The sequence below is a fragment of the Nocardioides zhouii genome, assembly GCF_004137345.1.
Taxonomy (GTDB): domain Bacteria; phylum Actinomycetota; class Actinomycetes; order Propionibacteriales; family Nocardioidaceae; genus Nocardioides; species Nocardioides zhouii.
On record NZ_SDWV01000004.1, the window covers coordinates 186,777 to 205,313 of the forward strand.

Annotated in this window: 20 protein-coding genes and 1 riboswitch; of the genes, 11 read left to right on the forward strand and 9 right to left on the reverse strand. The window is 72.2% G+C overall.

From position 1 onward, the window contains the following. Position 1: 1 nt before the first annotated feature. Complete coding sequence (locus EUA94_RS05605) at positions 2–295, reverse strand: hypothetical protein (RefSeq protein WP_242494689.1); 294 nt, start codon at positions 293–295, stop codon at positions 2–4. 275 nt (positions 296–570) lie between these two features. On the opposite strand from EUA94_RS05605, the gene EUA94_RS05610 reads away from it, so the two are divergent. After that, on the forward strand, positions 571–1,566 hold the full coding sequence (locus EUA94_RS05610) for a hypothetical protein (RefSeq protein ID WP_129425541.1): 996 nt from the start codon (positions 571–573) through the stop codon (positions 1,564–1,566). 126 nt (positions 1,567–1,692) lie between these two features. Further along, positions 1,693–2,799, forward strand: coding sequence for a hypothetical protein (locus EUA94_RS05615; protein ID WP_129425543.1), 1,107 nt, complete (start codon positions 1,693–1,695; stop codon positions 2,797–2,799). A 111-nt stretch (positions 2,800–2,910) separates the two neighbouring features. On the opposite strand, the gene EUA94_RS05620 is transcribed toward EUA94_RS05615, so the two are convergent. From EUA94_RS05620 to EUA94_RS05630, 3 genes are read right to left on the reverse strand one after another with little or no spacing between them, the layout of a single operon-like run. After that, entirely contained in the window at positions 2,911–3,717 is an 807-nt protein-coding gene (locus EUA94_RS05620; RefSeq protein WP_129425545.1) for a thioesterase family protein, read from the reverse strand. Positions 3,718–3,742: 25 nt separating this feature from the next. Further along, positions 3,743–4,792: a family 43 glycosylhydrolase gene (locus EUA94_RS05625; protein WP_165356813.1), complete on the reverse strand. Its 1,050-nt coding sequence runs from the start codon at positions 4,790–4,792 to the stop codon at positions 3,743–3,745. Between the two features lie 19 nt (positions 4,793–4,811). After that, positions 4,812–6,101: a cytochrome P450 gene (locus tag EUA94_RS05630; RefSeq protein ID WP_242494690.1), complete on the reverse strand. Its 1,290-nt coding sequence runs from the start codon at positions 6,099–6,101 to the stop codon at positions 4,812–4,814. A 34-nt stretch (positions 6,102–6,135) separates the two neighbouring features. On the opposite strand from EUA94_RS05630, the gene EUA94_RS22070 reads away from it, so the two are divergent. Both EUA94_RS22070 and EUA94_RS05635 read left to right on the forward strand, forming a co-directional pair. After that, a complete protein-coding gene (locus EUA94_RS22070) occupies positions 6,136–6,483 on the forward strand; it encodes a DUF3054 domain-containing protein (protein ID WP_165356814.1) in 348 nt (115 codons plus the stop codon). Beyond that, on the forward strand, positions 6,467–7,672 hold the full coding sequence (locus tag EUA94_RS05635; protein ID WP_165356815.1) for an MFS transporter: 1,206 nt from the start codon (positions 6,467–6,469) through the stop codon (positions 7,670–7,672). Before EUA94_RS22070 ends, EUA94_RS05635 begins: the two co-directional genes overlap by 17 nt. Here EUA94_RS05635 and EUA94_RS05640 read toward each other — a convergent pair. Genes EUA94_RS05640 through EUA94_RS05655 form a run of 4 tightly spaced genes read right to left on the reverse strand, consistent with a single transcriptional unit; the run spans position 7,669 to position 10,545 of the window. Further along, the gene (locus EUA94_RS05640; RefSeq protein ID WP_129425551.1) at positions 7,669–7,866 is read right to left on the reverse strand and encodes a hypothetical protein; all 198 of its coding nucleotides are present in this window, start codon (positions 7,864–7,866) and stop codon (positions 7,669–7,671) included. The two genes, EUA94_RS05635 and EUA94_RS05640, sit on opposite strands and share 4 nt — an antisense overlap. A 27-nt stretch (positions 7,867–7,893) precedes the next feature. Continuing rightward, positions 7,894–8,658, reverse strand: coding sequence for an FAD:protein FMN transferase (locus EUA94_RS05645; protein ID WP_207210412.1), 765 nt, complete (start codon positions 8,656–8,658; stop codon positions 7,894–7,896). After that, positions 8,658–9,140: an FMN-binding protein gene (locus tag EUA94_RS05650; RefSeq protein ID WP_129425553.1), complete on the reverse strand. Its 483-nt coding sequence runs from the start codon at positions 9,138–9,140 to the stop codon at positions 8,658–8,660. The genes EUA94_RS05645 and EUA94_RS05650 overlap by 1 nt, the downstream gene beginning before the upstream one ends. A 4-nt stretch (positions 9,141–9,144) precedes the next feature. Next, positions 9,145–10,545, reverse strand: coding sequence for a ferredoxin reductase family protein (locus EUA94_RS05655; RefSeq protein WP_129425555.1), 1,401 nt, complete (start codon positions 10,543–10,545; stop codon positions 9,145–9,147). A gap of 94 nt (positions 10,546–10,639) precedes the next feature. Between EUA94_RS05655 and EUA94_RS05660 the strand changes: the two genes are divergently transcribed. From EUA94_RS05660 to EUA94_RS05690, 7 genes are all read left to right on the forward strand, one after another. Further along, on the forward strand, positions 10,640–11,533 hold the full coding sequence (locus EUA94_RS05660) for a carbohydrate kinase family protein (protein ID WP_242494691.1): 894 nt from the start codon (positions 10,640–10,642) through the stop codon (positions 11,531–11,533). Then, positions 11,533–12,441: a pseudouridine-5'-phosphate glycosidase gene (locus EUA94_RS05665; protein ID WP_129425557.1), complete on the forward strand. Its 909-nt coding sequence runs from the start codon at positions 11,533–11,535 to the stop codon at positions 12,439–12,441. The genes EUA94_RS05660 and EUA94_RS05665 overlap by 1 nt, the downstream gene beginning before the upstream one ends. A gap of 66 nt (positions 12,442–12,507) precedes the next feature. Further along, positions 12,508–12,721, forward strand: a riboswitch (cobalamin riboswitch). A 138-nt stretch (positions 12,722–12,859) separates the two neighbouring features. Next, positions 12,860–15,268 (forward strand): ribonucleoside-diphosphate reductase subunit alpha, encoded by a 2,409-nt coding sequence (locus tag EUA94_RS05670; RefSeq protein ID WP_207210413.1) that lies wholly within the window; start codon positions 12,860–12,862, stop codon positions 15,266–15,268. Then, positions 15,265–16,299: a ribonucleotide-diphosphate reductase subunit beta gene (locus tag EUA94_RS05675; RefSeq protein ID WP_242494692.1), complete on the forward strand. Its 1,035-nt coding sequence runs from the start codon at positions 15,265–15,267 to the stop codon at positions 16,297–16,299. The genes EUA94_RS05670 and EUA94_RS05675 overlap by 4 nt, the downstream gene beginning before the upstream one ends. Before the next feature lie 66 nt (positions 16,300–16,365). Beyond that, positions 16,366–16,680, forward strand: a complete 315-nt coding sequence (locus tag EUA94_RS05680) for a hypothetical protein (protein ID WP_129425559.1) — start codon at positions 16,366–16,368, stop codon at positions 16,678–16,680. Between the two features lie 18 nt (positions 16,681–16,698). Then, the gene (locus EUA94_RS05685) at positions 16,699–17,115 is read left to right on the forward strand and encodes a VOC family protein (RefSeq protein WP_129425561.1); all 417 of its coding nucleotides are present in this window, start codon (positions 16,699–16,701) and stop codon (positions 17,113–17,115) included. Next, on the forward strand, positions 17,112–17,675 hold the full coding sequence (locus EUA94_RS05690; RefSeq protein WP_129425563.1) for a GNAT family N-acetyltransferase: 564 nt from the start codon (positions 17,112–17,114) through the stop codon (positions 17,673–17,675). Before EUA94_RS05685 ends, EUA94_RS05690 begins: the two co-directional genes overlap by 4 nt. Positions 17,676–17,686: 11 nt before the next feature. On the opposite strand, the gene EUA94_RS05695 is transcribed toward EUA94_RS05690, so the two are convergent. Next, positions 17,687–18,532, reverse strand: coding sequence for an alpha/beta fold hydrolase (locus tag EUA94_RS05695; protein WP_129425565.1), 846 nt, complete (start codon positions 18,530–18,532; stop codon positions 17,687–17,689). Positions 18,533–18,537: the final 5 nt, after the last annotated feature.

Sequence of the window (18,537 nt, forward strand, 5' to 3'; positions counted from 1 at the left end):
CTCAGCCTAGGTCTGGGCGCTTGATCCGCTTCGGCGCCATCGGCAGGTGCAACGGCGGGAGCGGGGCGATCTGTTCCGCGCCGGCCACCTCGTCCTCGTCGAGCCAGCCGTCGTGGGTGTCGACGAGGACCTCGAGCATGAAGCCCGGAGCGTCGGTGACCACCGCCCACGGGTGGCCCTCGTCGTCGTCCTCCCCGGCCAGCCGCTCCCGCTCGGCCCGCGCCTCGAAGCCGTCCGTACGCAGCCGCGCGACGACCGCCTGCGCGTCGTCCTCCTCGAAGAAGATCGCCCTCACGGAAGTCATTCTCCACCCGCCATCCCCTGCCGCCTCCGCCCCTCCTCCCCAAGGCCCGTCCCGACCCACCCCGATAGTCCGCTGCGAATGGCCGGTGAAATCGGCCCGGGGACCAGTCATCTGCAGCGGACTATCCCGAAGGGGTGTCGACGGCTGCGCTGACCAACCTCGCGACCAGGCCGCTGGAGGTCCACAGGGAAGGCCGCTGGGGGCTTGTCCACAGGTACGCCGTCACGCCCCGCCCGATTGTCGTACCGCCGTCATGGGGTCGTCCCGTGGAGCGACATCAGTGGGACCCCAGGACGGAACGCCCCGGCGACCTGGTCGCCCCGGTACGCCTGGATCGGACGGGCGCGTCGGGCCCGACCACGCACCAGGCGGCCGGACGCCAGTGGCGGCAGACGTCGTCGGGGATGTACGTCCCGGCCAGCGCACCGGACCACGTCGACCAGCGCATCCTCGAGCAGGGCAGCCGGATCCGCTCGTACGGCGCAGTGACCGCGTGGGCCGGGCTGCGGTGGCGAGGCGCGAGCTTCTTCGACGGGACGGCGTCGGGCGGCGAGATGCTCCCGATCCCCCTGGTCACCGGACCCCACGAGCTGCGTCCCGACCGGCGGGTGGTCATCACCAAGACCCAGCTGGCGCCCACCGAGCGCGAGCTCGTCGACGGGATCTGGGTCGCCACCGCCGACCGGTCCGTGTTCGACGAGGTGATCCGGCACGGCGAACGACGCCAGGGCATCGTCGACGTCGAGATGGCGATCGCCGCCGGGCTGCTGACAGTCTCGGACTTCCGTTCGTACGTCGACGGGCGCAACGCGTGGACCGGCGTGGGCCTCGCCCGTGCCGCCGCAGGCGCGGCCGGGCTGGGCTGCCGCTCGCCGCAGGAGGTCCGGATGGTGCTCGTCTGGATGTGGGACGCAGACCTGCCGCGACCGCTGTGCAACGTCCCGCTCTTCGATCGCGACGAACGACTGATCGCCATCGTCGACCTGCTCGACGTGGAGGCCGGGTGCGTCGGGGAGTACCAGGGCGCCGACCACAAGGAGGGCGAGCGCCACCGACGTGACGTGGCACGGGAGCAGAAGCTGCGCGACCACCGACTGGAGTGCTTCGAGGTCGTGGGCGGTGACATGCAGGACCGCGAACTGGTCGCCAAGCGCATGGTGGCCGCGCGCGAGCGCTCGCGCTTCGAGCCACCGTCGCGCCGTACGTGGACCCTGCGCCACCCTGCGTGGTGGGCCGAGTGGGCCGCCGAGCGCGGACTGTGACGTTCCCCTGTGGACGCCCGGGGATAGTCCGCTGCATTCGGCCGGTGTTCCGGGCCCGGGGACCGGTCATCTGCAGCGGACTATCGGGGTGGGGTGTGGAGGCTCGCGGATGGCTAGGGTCGGGGGGTGTCGACCGCCTCGGAGTCCCCGTACGTGCAGGGGGTGCACCTGCAGCGCACCGACGAGAACGTGCGCGAGATCGAGGCGCTGGCCGCGGTGCTGGGCGAGCCGACGGGGCTGGACGGGGTGCTGGGCGACCTCAAGTACGCCGTACGCCGGGCGCGGGTCGTGCCGCGCCTGCTCGGGCGGGCGGTGCGCGAGGCCTACCGCTGGGACGCGTACGACGAGCGCGACGACCAGTGGTACCCCCAGGGCATCTCGACGAGCGCCGACTCCTCCGACACCGAGGACATCAGCGGTCGCAAGGTCGTCGTGACCACGTGGTACTCGACCGGCAAGGACGGGATCAAGCGCGGGTCGCGGGTGACGTTCGTCGACCTCGACTCGGGGACGTACCGCCACGTCCTGCTGGTCTCCCCGGTCTTCGACAAGGCCGGCCACCTGGTCCTCAAGCCGATGAGCATCCACGCCGGCGGCATCGTGTGGGCCGGGCCCTACCTCCACATCGCGGCCACCAGCCGCGGCTTCGTGACGGCCCGCGTCGACGACATCATGCGGGTGGCCGGCGATGACGACCAGCCGGACGAGCTCGGCCTCGACGGCACCCGGCTCCACGCCTTCGGCCACCGCTACGTCCTGCCGGTGCGGTTCACCTACCAGGCGTTCACCGACGAGGGACACGAGAAGCTCCGCTACTCCTTCACGTCGCTCGACCGGCGCTCGGACCCGCCCGCGCTGATCGCCGGGGAGTACGCCGCCGGCCCGAAGGCCACGACGCGGCTGGCGCGCTACCCCCTCGACCCGGAGACCTGGCAGCTCGCCGTCGGTGACGACGGCTTCTCCCGACCGCTGGCGCTCGACGACGGCGGGGTGCGGCAGATGCAGGGCGCCGTCATCGCGGGCGGTCGCTTCCACGTCACCGTGTCGCACGGCCCATGGATGCCCGGCACTGTCTGCGCCGGCGAACCCGGGTCGATGCGGGTCCACCGCTGGGCGCTGCCGATGGGACCGGAGGACCTCAGCTACTGGCCCTCGACCGACCGGATCTGGTCGGTCACCGAGCACCCGCGCCGGCGCTGGATCGTGGCGATGGACCGGTCCTCCTTCGACTGACCCCCGCCCGCACTGGGCCTGGTGTCTCTCGGAGACTCAAGGCCCGTCGAGCGACGCGACACGCCCGAGATGCACGTTGAGTCTCTGGGCGACTCAAGGGCAATGCGCAGGTCAGCCGCGGGGCTGCATGGCGAGCTGCCGGCTCTGCGCGACGAGCCGCCCGGCCGAGTCCCAGACCTCGCAGTCCTCCTCGAACATCCCGCCAGCGACGTTGCGGGTGCGGTGCGACACCTTCAGCCAGCCGGCCGCGGGGACCGCGCGCACGTGGACCGTGAGCTCGAGGGTCGGCGCCCAGCCGGGACGTCCGAGGTCGAAGGTGACCGGCGGCAGCGCGTCGCAGACCATCAGCAGGCCGACCGGGTCGACCTCGTGGCCGTCGGCCATCCGGAACCACGCCTGGATGTGGCCGTTGCCGCTCGGTGCACCCATCGCCCAGCCCACGCACGCGGGGTCGAAGCGCAGGTCGAAGCGCTCCATCAGCGGCGCGATCCGGCGGACCTCCTCGGGCGCCATGGTGCCGGGCACGCACTCCTCGATCGGCGGGATGGTCGGCTCAGTGGCGGTCGTGCCCACGTCGGTGGGCATCGCCCGCAGGTCGCCGTACGTCGCCAGCGCGGTGATCCGGGTGGCACCCTCCTGGCCGAGCTCGGCGGCAACGGTCGCGACACTGCCGCCCTCGCGCAGCACCCGGGTCGAGACCTGCGCGGGACCGGGCGTGGAGGCGGAGAGGTAGTAGGCGCTGACCGCGAGCGGGTGCGGCTTGGCCGGCACGGTCTCGGCGATCGCCTTGCCGATCAGGCCGAGCAGGTAGCCGCCGTTGACGCCGCCGCCGACGACCCAGCCGGGATCGAGCTCGGCGCCGAAGAGGCCGTCGCCGGTCGCGGTCAGGGACGTGTGCGTGTCCCACTCTGAAGCCATCCCCAGAGCCTAGGACGGCCAAGCGTCAGGGAGCCCGGAGCCAGTCGGTGACCTCGGGCACACCGCCGACCCAGCCCAGCTCGGCGGCGTACATCGCCCGGATCCCGCGCTGTCGCGGCTTGTGGTCCCACTTGCCCGTGCCGGTGCAGGGGAGGTCGGTGCTCCGGCACGTCCAGCCGTGCAGGAAGACCAGCGTCCGGCCGCCGCTCCCCTCGACGAGGTCGGCACCACCGGGCCCGCACACGCCCGTCGTGTCGACGTCGAGCAGCATCCCGGACTCGGCCGCCGCCCAGTCGAGCAGCGTCACCGAGCGCAGCCAGCGGGTGGCATAGCCGCAGCGGGTCCAGTCGCCCTCGGACGTGAGCATCACGTAGCCCTCGGGCCGCTGGGTGACGACGGGGTTCTCGAGCACCCCCTGTGACCGCACGAGCTCGAGGCTGGTCGCCCCGGGCGCCACGCGCTGACCGCTCGGCGCAAGCGCCACGATCCGTACGGTCGAGGGGATGCGGTCGGTCTTGTAGAGGAGGTACGCCGTCCCGTCGGCGTCGCGGAAGAAGGACGGGTCGATCACGCCGGCTCGCGGGAGGGTCGGGTCGCGGGGCAGCAGCGGGTCCTGCGCGGTCGGCGTACGGGCGTAGGTCGGGCACACCAGCGGCGCCCGACCGACCGGGCGGAACGGTCCGCGGGCGGAGTCGGAGCGCGCGACCCCGACGCACCGGCCGGTCTCGCCGATCCCGCGCACGGGCGTGGCGTAGTAGAGGAGCCACTGGCCCTCGACGCGGGCGACGTCGACGGCCCAGATCCCGCCGTCGCGCGACCAGGTCGGCCGGTGAGTGAGCAGCCCGGGACCGCGACGCCACGGTCCGTCGGCGCTGCGCGACCAGGCGTGCGGCACCCGGTCGCCGGTCGAGTAGGCGACCAGGCCGTTCGGCGTCGCGACGACGGCCGGGTCCGGGAAGTCGAGGTTGAGCACCGGCCGCGGGACCTGCTCGTCCGCGAGCGCCGGAGCCGCGACCGCCAGGACGGATGCGGTCAGCAGCAGCACGAGCAGGCGGACTGCTCCCCGGTTCGGCACCGGCGGACCGTACCCCGAGTCAGGGCCGCAACGTGGCCGGAAGCGTCTCGAAGCCGCGCAGGATGCGGGTCTCGCGGCGCCGCGCACCGGGGTCGAGGCGCAGGTCGGGGAACCGGTCCCAGATCGCGCGCAGCCCGACCTCGCCCTCCATCCGCGCCAGCTGGGCGCCGAGGCAGTGGTGCCGGCCGGCCGAGAACGCGATGTGGTCGCGGGCGTTGGCGCGACCCACGTCGAAGCGGAGCGGGTCGTCGAAGACCTCCGGGTCGCGGTTGGCGCCACCGAGGATCGCGGTCACCATCGACCCGGCGCGGACCCTCTGGCCGGCGACCTCGGTGTCGCGCAGCGCCATCCGCCCGGTCAGCAGCACCGGCGGGTCGAGGCGCAGCGCCTCCTCGACGACGTTGGTCCAGAGCGTCGGGTCGGCGACGACGCGCGCCCGCTCATCGGGATGGTCGTGGAGCAGCGCGATGCCGTTGCCGAGGAGGTTGACCGTCGTCTCGAAGCCGGCCGCGAGGACGAGGCCCGCGGTCGCCTTGAGCTCGGACTCGCTCAGCCCCGCTCCGTCCTCGCGCACCGCGACCAGCTGGCTCAGCAGGTTGTCGCCCGGCTCGCGGCGCAGGTGCTCGAGGTGGTCGCCGAGCCAGGCGTCGAAGCGCGCGAGCGCCGCCGACGTCGAGCGGTAGCGGCGCAGCCCCAGTCCGAGGTCGAGGCTCGGCGCTGCCGCCGAGCCGAAGTCGAGGACCTTGAACCGTTCGGCGTCCGGCACCCCGAGGATCTCCGCGATGACGGTCACCGGGAGCTGCGCGCAGTAGGCCTCGACGAGGTCGACGCTGCTCGTGGCGCGGGGCTCGAGGTCATCGAGCAGTCCGGCGGCGATCTCCTCCGTACGCTCGCGCAGCCGCTCGACGGCGCGCATCGTGAAGACCCGGGTGACGAGCTTGCGGTAGCGCGTGTGGTCGGGCGGCTCGGTCACCAGGAGCGACGGCGGCTTGACCGGGTGGAGGGCGTCGGGCGCGGCCCACCGGCCTATCCGGCCGAGCAGGCCCTCGTCGGTGGGCGGGCCCGAGCGGAAGTCGTCGCTCGTGAGGAGGTGGCGTACGGAGCTGTGGCTGGTGGCGACGTGGCCGATGCTCGAGCGGTAGAGCGGACCCTTCGACCGGATCTCCTCGATCAGCCCGAAGACCTCGTCGTCGGAGCCGAGCGAACCGACGCGGATCAGCCGCGCCTGCAGGTCGCCGCGCGCGGCGGCCCGCTGCAGGAACAGCGTGGGCAGTCCGTGGGCCACGCCCCAGTGGACCGTCGACTTCATGCCGCGAGCGTAGCCGCGCCTAGTGTCTTGCCCCATGGTGCTGGGGAAGTGGCTCGCGATCGACCTCCTGCTCGTCGGTGTCTTCGCGGTGGTCGGGCGACTCAGCCACTACGGCAGCCTGACGGTCGGCGGCTGGTGGACGACCGCCTGGCCGTTCCTGGTGGGCACGCTCGTCGCGTGGGCGGTGCTGGTGTCGACCCGTCGGCCGCCGGCGACCATCGGTGCGGGGCTCGTCGTGTGGGCGGGCGCGCTGGTCGTCGGGATGCTGCTGCGCCAGGCGAGCGGGCAGGGCACCGCCACGCCGTTCGTCGTCGTGGCCACCCTCGTCCTGGGCGCACTGCTGGTGCTGCCTAGAGTCGGTGCTCGTGTCCGACGCCGCTGACCGCCCCCGCGGTGCCGTCCTCCCCTTCGCCGTCCTCGTCGCCGCCGTCGTCCTCGTCTCGATCAACCTGCGCCCGGGCGCCTCGTCGCCGGGCGCGGTCCTCGAGGAGGTCCGCCAGGGACTCGGGATGAGCGCCGGAGTCGCGGGTGCGATGACCGGTCTGCCCGGCCTGTGCTTCGGGGCGGTCGGCGCGCTCGCCGTGGGCTTCGCCCGCAAGGTCGGGATGACCGCGGGCATCGCGCTCGGCCTCGCCGCCGCCGCACTCGGCCTGATCCTGCGGGCGACGATCGACAGCGAGCCGGCCTTCCTCGTCCTCAGCGTCGTCGCGCTGTCCGGCCTGGCCGTCGGCAACGTCCTCGTGCCGGCCTGGGTGAAGGCGCACGGACATACCGTCGCGCTGATGACCGTCTACGGCACCGGCCTCGTCGTCGGCGCGACGATCGCGTCCCTGGCCACCGCACCCCTCAGCGGCGCCTTCGACTCCTGGCGCGCGGGCCTCGGCACGTGGGGACTGCTTGTCGCGGTGGCCCTGCCGCTGTGGGCGTGGCTGGCGCTGCGCGAGCGCCGGGCGCCGTCGGAGCACGACGTCAGCGGGGACGCCGCCCCCTCGGGCCGGATCGCCCACTCGCCCACCGCCGTCGCGCTCACGGTGCTGTTCGGGGTGCAGTCGATGCACGCGTACGTCCAGTTCGGCTGGGTGCCCACGATCTACCGCGACGCCGGTCTCTCGGCGTCCGCCGCGGGAGCGATGCAGGGCCTGCTGTCGGCCGTCGGGATCATCGGCGCGCTGGCGATGCCGACCGTGATCGCGCGTGGCCGCGGGCTGCGCCCCCTGATGGTCTCCTTCGGGGTGGCCCTCGCCCTCGGGTACGACGGCCTGCTGCTCGCGCCGGCCACCCTTCCCTGGCTCTGGGCGCTGGCGCTGGGCTTCTCCGGCCTGGCCTTCCCGACCGCCATCTCGCTCATCACCGCTCGCACGCGCCACCCGTCCGTGACGGCCCAGCTCTCCGGCTTCGTGCAGCCCATCGGGTACGCCCTCGCTGCGGTCGGGCCCTTCGCGGTCGGGCTCGTCCACGAGGCGACCGACGGATGGTCGCTGGTCCTCGTGCTGCTCGCCCTCACCTCGGTGCCGCTCACCCTTGCCGGGCTCCGCGTCGCGCGTCCGGCGTACGTCGACGACGAGATCTAGTCGTTCCTGCCGCGTCCGCCGAGGCGGTGGTGGACGGTCACCGGCGCCTCGCCGAGGTGACCGGTCCCCGACCCGGGGCGCGGGCCTCGCGCGCCCATCCCCGGTCGGGTGAGGTCCTCCCAGTCTCGCCGTCGACGGCGCTCGCTGAGCAGCAGGAGACCAGCGAGGGCGACCACGAGAACGACCCAGACCATGGTTCGACCGTACGCCGGAAACCGCGGTCAGGCCACGGTCTCCGCGCGGCCGTCTGCCCAGACGACGACCCCCGTACGCAGTCGCGAGCGCAGCCAGTGGGGTCCGTCGAGCCCCAGCGCGAGCGCGGTCGTGGCGTCGATGTCGACGCTGGTGAGGTCGGCGCCGATGACGGTGACCGACGCCAGCGCGTCCGCGGGAGCGCCGGACCGGGCGTCGACCACGTGGGTGCCGCGGTGCGCCGCACCGGAGGTCGCCACGGCGCCCCGGTGCACCGGCACCTGGGCGACGAGCCGGGTCGGGTCGAGGGGGTGCTCGATGCCGATCAGCCAGGGCTCGCCGGCCGGGTCGACGACGTGGCAGACCATGTCGCCGCCGGCCGACAGGCACACGTCGGTGTCGGGCAGCGCCAGCAGGGGTCGTACGGCACGATCCACCGCCCAGCCCTTCACGACGCCGCTCGGGTCGAGCCGGCGTACGCCATCCGGCCCCGGCAGGCACACGTCGAACGCACCGTCGGACGACGCCCTGGCGGCATCCCCCAGGCGCAGCACCTCGGCCACCTCGGGCGCGCACTCCCCGAGGCCGACCTCACCCCGACCCAGGCGCGAGACCTGGCTGTCGGGCCGCCACGTGCTGAAGACCTCGTCCACCCAGCGGAGCTCGGCGAGCGCGTCCCGCCACGCCTGCTCGGCCATGTCGTCGTACGCGTGCCGGCCGCGCAGCGCGAGGCTGATCGGCATGCCCATGACGTGCTCGACGCGGCGCGCGATCGGCTGCGCGATCGGGGTCATCACAGCCCGGCCTGGTCGAGCGCGCTCTGGAGCGACTGCGCGTAGCCCTGGCTCGTGTACGTCGCGCCACTGACCATCGACACCGAGCTGCTCTGCGAGTCGAGGGTCTGCTGGATCAGCTGCGGCAGGGCGTAGTTGTTGATCTGGATGTCCCGGCCGTCGCTGTTGGGGTACTGCAGGATCGAGACGTTCGTGATCTCCGAGCCGGCCACCTCGACCTGCACCTGCACGGGCCCGTACCGCGTCTGCGCGGCCGTGCCGGTGACCGTGGTCGCATCGGAGCTGGTCGACGAGTCGCTCGGCGGTGCGCTGCCGCTGGCCGTCCCGGTGGACGCGGCGCCCGTGGCGGCCTGCCCGGAGAGCGAGCCGGAGATCGTGGTCTCGCTCGTCGTCGCCATCGTGGCGGACGTCGAGGTGTGGTAGCCGAAGAGCACTACGAGGGTGGAGAGGGTGCTCAGCACCCAGAGGACGATGCGCTTCATCAGGTCACCAGCCGAACGTCTCGAGATGGAGGTGGGATTCGGGGACGCCCGCAGCCCGCAGGTCGCGCAGCACCAGGTCGGCCCAGGGGCCGGGGCCGCAGACGTAGACGTCCCGGTCGGCGACGTCGGGCACCCAGGCCGTCAGGGCGGCCAGGTCGGTGGCGGTGTCGACGCCGTCGCCGAGCCAGGAGTCGGCGGCGCGGCGTCGGCCCGGAAGCCCCCAGACGACGAGGCCGCGCTGCTGGGCGAGGGTGGTGAGCTCGTCGACGAAGAGGGGCGTGCCCGACGAGCGGTAGAGCAGCAGCGCCTCGCCGGGGGCGTACGCCAGTCCCTCCGCCAGGGCGCGCAGCGGGGTGATGCCGACGCCGGCGCCGATCATCAGGACCTGGGTGCGGCTGCGGGCGCGCGGGCTGAGCCGGCCGTACGGGCCTTCGATCCAGGCGCGCGTGCCGACAGTGAGACCGGCGGTCGCGGCGCTGCCGTCGCCGACGTCCTGGACGGTGATCCGCAGCGAGCGGCCGTCGGGGGCGGCGGACAGTGAGTAGGGGTTGCCGCGGCTGCGACCGGGACGGCCGCCGAAGCGCCAGGTGAAGAACTGGCCCGCCTCGACCGGCAGTCGATCGAGGTGCCGACCGGTCACGTGCACGGAGACGGTCCCGTCACCCTCGGGGACGACGGCGGCGACACGGAGGTCGTGGCGCAGGTTGCGCCACAGCGGAAGCCCGACCCGCCAGACGAGCACGCTGCCGGCGGCGGCGATCCAGGCGCTCCACCAGAAGACCTGGCGGCCGGTCGAGGAGGTGAAGTCGGCGCCGGTCCATAGCTGGTGCGGGATCGCGAGACCGACGCCGAGGTAGGCGTACAGGTGCATCAGGTGCCACGACTCGTAGCGGAGCTTGCGCCGGGCGGCCCTGATGCTGGTGACCACGACCATCACCAGGCAGACCGTCGCCGCCGTGGCGAGCAGCATGCCGGGGTAGTTGACGACCAGGTCCCACAGCGTGCGCGGGGTGGCGGTCAGCGAGCCGCCGGCGTAGCCCCAGGTGATCGTCACGATGTGGGCGAGCATCAGGTTGAACGACGTGAAGCCGACCAGCCGGTGGATCCGGGCGAGCTCGTCCTGGCCGAAGGCCCGCTCCAGCACCGGCACCCGCGCCATCAGCAGGACCTGCGCGAGCAGCAGCACGGCGGACACCAGGCCGGTGATCCGGCCGACGGACTCCAGGCCCGTCGCCCATCCGCCGAGCTGGGTGATGCCACCGCCGGTGACCCACCACCACGTCACCAGGAGGAGCGAGAGCCACAGCGCACTGCCGGCCGCGAGCCGGGTGCCCGCATCGCGGCGGGCGCGGACACCGAGTCGTCGTACGACGTCCGCCGGAGGCGGCAGCTGGGTCAGGGTCATGCCACGACCTTGGCCACGCGGGCTGGCACGGGTGTGGGAGCCACCTGTGCGGATCCTGTGAGTGCCCGCGCACCCGCTCTGTCAGGATCTGCGCGTGAGGCAGTGGGTGGTGGTCGTCGGCGGGACCAACATGGACGTGGTCGCGCGCACCTCCGCGCCCCTGGTCGCCGCCACCAGCAACCCCGGCCACACGCGGATCTCCCCCGGCGGCGTCGGTCGCAACATCGCCGCCTGCCTCGGGCTGCTCGGCGCCCCGGTGCGGCTGGTGTCCGCTGTCGGCGACGACGCGTTCGGCGATGAGGCGTTGCGCGTCACGGCGGCGTGCGGTGCGGACGTCTCGTCCGTACGCCGGGTGCCGGGCGGCGCCACCGGCACCTACACCGCGGTGCTCGACGACGCCGGCGAGCTGGTGGCGGCCGTCTCCGACATGGAGGTCGTCGACGCGCTCGAGCTCGACACCCTGCACCTCTCCGATGCTGCCCTCGTCGTGATCGACGGCAACCTCGCCCACCCGCAGGTCGAGCGGGCCGTCGCGGCGGCCGCAGCCGCCGACGTCCCGGTGGCGTTCGAGCCGGTCTCGGTGGCCAAGGCGGCGCGGTTGGCCGACCTGGTGCACGACCTGTTCCTCGTCACGCCCAATGCCGACGAGCTCGCCGCCCTGACCGGACGGGCACCCGGCGACTGGCGCGCCTCCGTCGAGGACCTGCACCAGCGGGGCGTCGAGCACGTGTGGGTGCGCACCGGCGCCGAGGGGTCGTGGGTGTGCACCTGGGGCGCCGACCCCGTGCACCTGCCCGCCGTGCCGGCGACCGTGGTCGACGTGACCGGGGCCGGCGACGCGATGCTGGCCGCCTGGGTCGCGGCCTGGCTCCGCGGCGCCGACCCGGTCGACGCCGCCCGCGAGGGGCACCGCGCCGCCGCCGCCACGATCTCGAGCCCGCACACCGTCCGGCCGGACCTGGCCGCCGTACTCACCGAGGAGTCCTGATGCCTGTGCTGACGATCACCGACGAGGTCCGCGACGCCCTCGCGTCCGGGCAGCCCGTCGTCGCGCTGGAGAGCACGATCATCAGCCACGGCATGCCCTACCCGCAGAACGTCGAGATGGCCCGCACCGTCGAGGGCATCGTCCGCGACGGGGGCGCTGTCCCGGCGACGATCGCGGTGCTCCACGGCAGGCCGACGATCGGCCTCTCGGCCGACGACCTCGAGCTGCTCGCGTCCGACGAGTCGGTCATCAAGGTCTCCATCCGCGACCTGCCCTACGTCGTCTCGCGCGGCCTGCACGGCGCGACGACCGTCGCGTCGACGATGCGGCTGGCGGCCCTCGCCGGCATCGGCGTCTTCGTGACCGGCGGGCTCGGCGGCGTGCACCGCGGCGCCGAGACGACGTACGACGTCTCGGCAGACCTCACCGAGCTGTCGACCACGTCGGTGGCCGTGGTCTGCGCGGGCGTGAAGAGCATCCTCGACATCGGGCTGACCCTCGAGAAGCTCGAGACGCTGGGCGTGCCGGTGCTGGGCTACGGCACCGACGAGTTCCCGTCGTTCTTCTCCCGGTCGTCGGGCTTCGGCGCGCCGATGCGGGTCGACTCCCCCGCCGAGGTCGCCGCGCTGATGCGGGCGAAGTGGGAGCTCGGGCTGGCCGGCGGCGTCGTCGTCGCCAACCCGATCCCGGTGGAGTCGGAGATCCCGGCCGACGAGATCGGCGCGATCATCGACCGCGCGCTCGCCGACATGGACGCCCTCGGCATCCGCGGCAAGGACGCGACGCCGTACCTCCTCGGGCGCATCGTGGAGATCACCGACGGCGAGTCGCTCGTCGCCAACATCGCCCTCGTCGAGAACAACGCGCGGCTCGGCGCGGCGATCGCCATGGCGTACGCCGGGCTCTGACCTGCGCTTTCCCGTGGGACACGCCGACACAAGATGTGGTCCCCCACTTGTCGTCGAGCCCTACATATGGTGTTCCACGCAGCTGGTTCGGCGCGTCATCCAGGCACGTCGAGGCAACAGGGAACCCGGTGTGAGTCCGGGACTGCCCCGCAGCGGTGAGTGGGAACGACAGCCGTCACACAGCACTGGATCGCACGATCTGGGAAGCGACGGCCAGTAGGGGTCGAGAACGTTCGGCGTGCCCATGAGTCCGAAGACCTGCCAGCGCACCGCACCCGACCGGGTGCGGTGGTCCGAGGCCTCGTGGGACGGCCGGTGGGCACGTACGACCCCTGCCCGGGCGCCGCCCGTCGCCAGGCCGTCGTACGCCCTCCTCTCCCGCGACCCCGGACTCCGTCCATCTCGCGAGGAGAGAGAAGTGACCATCACAGTCTCGACAAGCTCGACCACCGGGCAGAGGCGTACGGCCATGCAGGTGCGCAAGCGGAACGGCGACAGCGAGCCTGTCGACGTCAACAAGATCGTGCGGGCGGTCGACCGGGTCAGCGCCGACCTGACCGACGTGGACCCCATGCGGGTCGCGACCCGCACGATCAGCGGGTTGTACGACGGCGCCACCACCGCCGAGCTGGACCGGTTGTCGATCCAGACGGCCGCGGAGATGATCGGCGAGGAGCCGCAGTACTCCCGGCTGGCCGCGCGCCTGCTGGCGGGCTACATCGACAAGGAGGTCCGCAACCAGGGCGTCATGTCGTTCAGCCAGTCGGTCGCGCTCGGCCATGCGGAGGGCCTGATCGGCGACGACACGGCCCGGTTCGTCAAGGACAACGCGCGCAAGCTCGACTTCGCGATCGACGACGAGGCCGACCACCGCTTCGAGTACTTCGGGCTGCGCACGGTCTACGACCGCTACCTGCTCCGCCACCCGTCGAGCCGGCTCGTGGTCGAGACGCCGCAGTACTTCCTGCTGCGGGTCGCGTCAGGCCTTGCGCAGAGCCCCGGCGAGGCGATCCGGTTCTACCGGCTGATGTCGTCGCTGGCCTACCTGCCGAGCAGCCCGACGCTCTTCAACTCCGGGACGCGGCACACGCAGATGTCGTCGTGCTACCTCGTCGACAGCCCGCGCGACGACCTCGACTCGATCTACGCGCGCTACGCGCAAGTCGCGAAGCTGTCCAAGTTCGCGGGTGGGATCGGGATCGGCTTCTCGCGGGTGCGTTCGCGCGGCGCGCTGATCCGCGGCACCAACGGCCAGTCCAACGGCATCGTGCCGTTCCTGCGCACCCTCGACTCGTCGGTCTCCGCGGTCAACCAGGGCGGTCGCCGCAAGGGCGCCGCGTGCGTCTACCTCGAGCCGTGGCACCCCGACGTCGAGGAGTTCCTCGAGCTCCGCGACAACACCGGCGAGGACGCGCGCCGCACCCACAACCTCAACCTCGCCCACTGGGTGCCGGACGAGTTCATGCGCCGCGTCGAGGCCGACGCCGACTGGTCGCTGATCGACCCCGACCAGGCGCCCGAGCTGCCCGACCTGTGGGGTGCCGCCTTTGACGAGGCCTACTGCCGCGCGGAGGAGGAGGGCCGCTACGTCCGGCAGGTCAGGGCGCGCGAGCTCTACGGGAAGATGATGCGCACGCTCGCGCAGACCGGCAACGGCTGGATGACCTTCAAGGACGCCAGCAACCGCACCTGCAACCAGGCGCGCGACACCCCGGGCGGTCCGGTCGTGCACCTGTCCAACCTCTGCACCGAGATCATCGAGGTGTCGTCCGACGGCGAGACCGCGGTCTGCAACCTGGGCTCGATCAACCTCGCCCAGCACCTGGGCGCCGACGGCATCGACTGGGACAAGCTCCGCGAGACCGTACGCACGGCGGTGCCGCTGCTCGACCGGGTGATCGACATCAACTACTACCCGAGCGCCGAGTCGGCCGCCTCCAACCCGCGCTGGCGTCCGGTGGGGCTCGGGCTGATGGGCCTGCAGGACGCGTTCTTCGCGCTGCGCCTGCCCTTCGACTCGGCCGAGGCGCGCGAGCTCTCGACCCGGGTGCAGGAGGAGATCTACCTGACGGCGCTCGAGGTCTCGGTCGACCTGGCGCGCCGCCACGGCCCGCACCCGTCGTACGCGGAGACGCGGGCCGCCGCGGGCGTGCTGCAACCCGACCACTGGGACGCGACGCCGGCGCAGGCCGAGCGGTGGCAGCAGGTCCGCGCCGACATCGCCGAGCACGGGCTGCGCAACTCGCTGCTGATCGCGATCGCGCCGACGGCGACCATCGCGTCGATCGCGGGCTGCTACGAGTGCATCGAGCCGCAGGTGTCCAACCTGTTCAAGCGCGAGACGCTGTCCGGCGAGTTCCTCCAGGTCAACGCCGCCCTCACCCGCGAGCTCAAGGCGCGCGGACTCTGGACTCCCGAGGTGCGCGAGGCGATCAAGCGGGCCGAGGGGTCGGTGCAGGGCGTGAGCGAGCTGCCCGACGACGTGCGCGAGCTCTTCCGTACGGCCTGGGAGCTGCCGCAGCGCGCGCTGATCGACATGGCGGCGGAGCGGTCGGCGTACATCGACCAGAGCCAGTCGCTCAACCTCTTCATCGCCCGGCCGTCGATCGGGAAGCTCTCGTCGATGTACCTCCACGCATGGAAGGCCGGGCTCAAGACGACGTACTACCTGCGCTCGCGTCCGGCGACGCGGATCCAGCAGACGACGACGTCGGTCAACGCGCCTGTCGTAGCACCCGTCGACACCACTCCCCTGACCACCTTCTCCGACGACGAGGCACTCGCCTGCTCGCTGGAGAACCCCGAGAACTGCGAGGCCTGCCAGTGACACTCACCCACGAGACCACCCCCCAGAAGCAGAAGATGCTGCTCGACCCCGGAATGAACCTCACCCTGCGGCCGATGCGCTACCCGCACTTCTACGACCGCTACCGCGACGCGATCAAGAACACGTGGACGGTCGAGGAGGTCGACCTGCACTCCGACCTCAAGGACCTGCAGCGGCTCAGCGACGCCGAGCGACACCTGGTCTCGCGGCTCGTCGCCTTCTTCGCGACCGGCGACACGATCGTGGCCAACAACCTGGTGCTCAACCTCTACCAGCACATCAACTCCCCCGAGGGCCGGCTCTACCTCTCCCGGCAGCTGTTCGAGGAGGCGGTGCACGTGCAGTTCTACCTGACCCTGCTCGACACGTACGTCCCCGACGAGACCGAGCGGCACGAGGCGTTCGCGGCGGTCGACAACATCCCCTCGATCAAGGCCAAGGCCGACTTCTGCTTCACGTGGATCGACTCGGTCTTCGACCTCGACCAGCTCGAGACCCGCGAGCACCGGCGGAAGTTCCTGCTCAACCTGATCTGCTTCGCAGCGGTCATCGAGGGGCTGTTCTTCTACGGCGCGTTCGCGTACGTCTACTTCCTGCGCTCGCGCGGCTTCCTCAACGGTCTCGCGTCCGGCACCAACTGGGTCTTCCGCGACGAGTCGATGCACATGGCGTTCGCCTTCGACGTGGTCGACACGGTGCGGGCCGAGGAGCCCGAGCTCTTCGACGACGAGCTGGCGGCGCAGGTCCGGCAGATGCTGATCGACGGCGTCGACGCGGAGGCGCAGTTCGCGGACGACCTCCTCGGTGGCGGTGTGGCCGGTCTGTCCACGGCCGACATGCGCTCCTACCTGGAGTACGTCGCCGACCGCCGGATGGAACGGCTCGACCTGCCGATCATCTACGGCTCGAAGAACCCGCTGGCGTTCATGGAGCTCCAGGACGTCCAGGAGCTGTCCAACTTCTTCGAGCGCAAGGTCTCGGCCTACCAGGTCGGCGTGACCGGGGCAGTGGGGTTCGACGAGGACTTCTGAGCGACAGACGGCGGGTGTGGGCGCAGGCCCACGCCCGCCGGCGCGGCCGTGTGATGGGATCGCGCCATGCCAGCAACGACGAGGGACCTGTTCCGGTCGTACGTCCGGAGCCTGCGCTGGCAGGTGCCGCTCGCGCTGGTCGTGGTGACCGCGTTGTGGGCGTACGACTACGAGGGCCTTCGGCGTGTCCACGGGTTCGGCTACGCGCTCCTGCTCGGCCTCGGGTTCCTGTTCGTGGTCGGGCCGTTGGTGTGGTTGCGGTTCGAGCACTACGGCCGCAACGACCGGCCGTTCTGGATCTTCCTCGGCCTGTCCCTCGTGTGGATGGCGATCTCCCTGCTCGTCCTCCTCTTCGTGCTCGCGCTCGTCATCGGCGACTGAACCCGGTTGGATCGAGGCATGGCCTCACGACTGACCGAGATCTCCCTCGACTGCCACGACCCCGACCGGCTCGCCGAGTTCTGGACCGCCGCCCTCGACTGGGCGGTGCTGCACCACGAGCCCAGTCTGGTCGAGATCGGGCCGTCCGGCCGCGACGACGACGCGCTGCTCGACGCCGTACGCTCCGGCCCGGTCGCGCCGACGATGTTCCTGGCGGCGGTGCCGGAGGACAAGGTCGTGAAGAACCGTGTCCACTTCGACCTGTCCCCGATCGACCGCTCCCAGGACGAGGAGGTCGACCGGCTGCTCGCGCTCGGCGCCAGCCACGCGGAGGTGGGCCAGTCGGGCGAGGAGTCGTGGGTGGTCCTGGCCGATCCTGAGGGCAACGAGTTCTGCGTGCTGCGCAGCCTGGCGGCCGGGCACTTCGCGCTGTGAGCGGCCTCGCCGTCGACCTGCCCATCGCGACCGAGCGGCTCGTGCTGCGGGCGCACCGCACCGACGACCTCGACGACCTGGTCCGCTTCCACGGCGACCCCGAGGTCGTGCGCTACGTGCCCTGGCCCGTGCGTGACCGCGCCGCCACCGCGGAGACGCTCGAGGCCAAGCTCGGGCAGACGACGCTCGACGAGCCGGGCAAGTGGCTGGTGCTCGCGGTCGAGCTGCGGTCGACGGGGACGGTGATCGGCGAGGTGCTGCTCAAGTGGGCCTCCGACCGCCAGGGCGAGCTCGGCTTCGCCTTCGGCCGCGACCACCACGGGCAGGGGTACGCCGCCGAGGCCGCTCGCGCCGTCCTCGGTCTCGCCTTCGACGACCTCGGCTTCCACCGGGTCAGCGCCGTGGTCGTCGACGGCAACGACGCGTCCACCCGCCTCCTCGAGCGGCTGGGGTTCCGGCAGGAGGCGCGGCACGTGGACGGCGTGTTCTTCAAGGGCGCCTGGACGACATCGCTCGTGTTCGCGCTGCTCGAGGACGAGTGGCGGGCCGGACGGCCCTGATCCTGCCGGCGTCAGGCCGCCGCCATGAAGTCCCGCAGCACCTTCGCGAACCGGTCCGGGTCGTCGAGGTGGGGGAAGTGGCCGGCGCCCTCGAAGAGCTCGACCCGGCAGTCGGGCACCGCCCGTTGCGCGGAGAGCGCGTGCCAGGCGGGGATCATCCGGTCCTTGGAGCCCCACACGATCAGGGTCGGCGGCGGCGTCACCGCGCCGAGGTGGTCGTACGCGTTGATGCTCTGGCCGCCGAAGTCGATGACCGCGCGGGTGGTGGCGAGGAAGGCGCGACGGCTCTGGCTGTCGCCCAGCGAGGTGAAGCCCCGCCAGATCGCGCCGATGTCGGCGCCCGGCTTCCAGCCGACCTTCTGCGCACCGCGGCCGAGCGCCTCGACGCGTTCGAGCACGGGCGCGGAGGCGATGACGCTCAGCACCTGCTCGGCGCCGGGCAGGGTGGCGGAGCGCAGGACCATGTTGACCTCGCGCCCGAGGCCGCCGCTGGAGACGAGGACGAGGCGGTCCACCCGGTCGGGGAAGAGGTAGTAGAACTGCATCGCGATGCCGCCGCCGAGCGAGTGCCCGACGAGGGTGACCCGCTCGATGCCGAGGTGGTCGAGCAGGTCGCGCAGGGTCGCGGCGTGCGAGCTGAGGGAGTAGTCGCCCGTCGGCTTGGCGGACTCACCGTGCCCGAACAGGTCCGGCACGACGACACGGTGGTCGTCGTCGATCTTGTCGACGAGGTGCGACCACTGGCGCTGCGAGCCCAGGATGCCGTGGATGAAGAGCACGACGGGGCCGGAGCCGCTGTCGACGTACGACAACTCGTGCCCGTGGAGGGCGACCGTGTGCGGGGCCGGGCGGGCCATGGCTG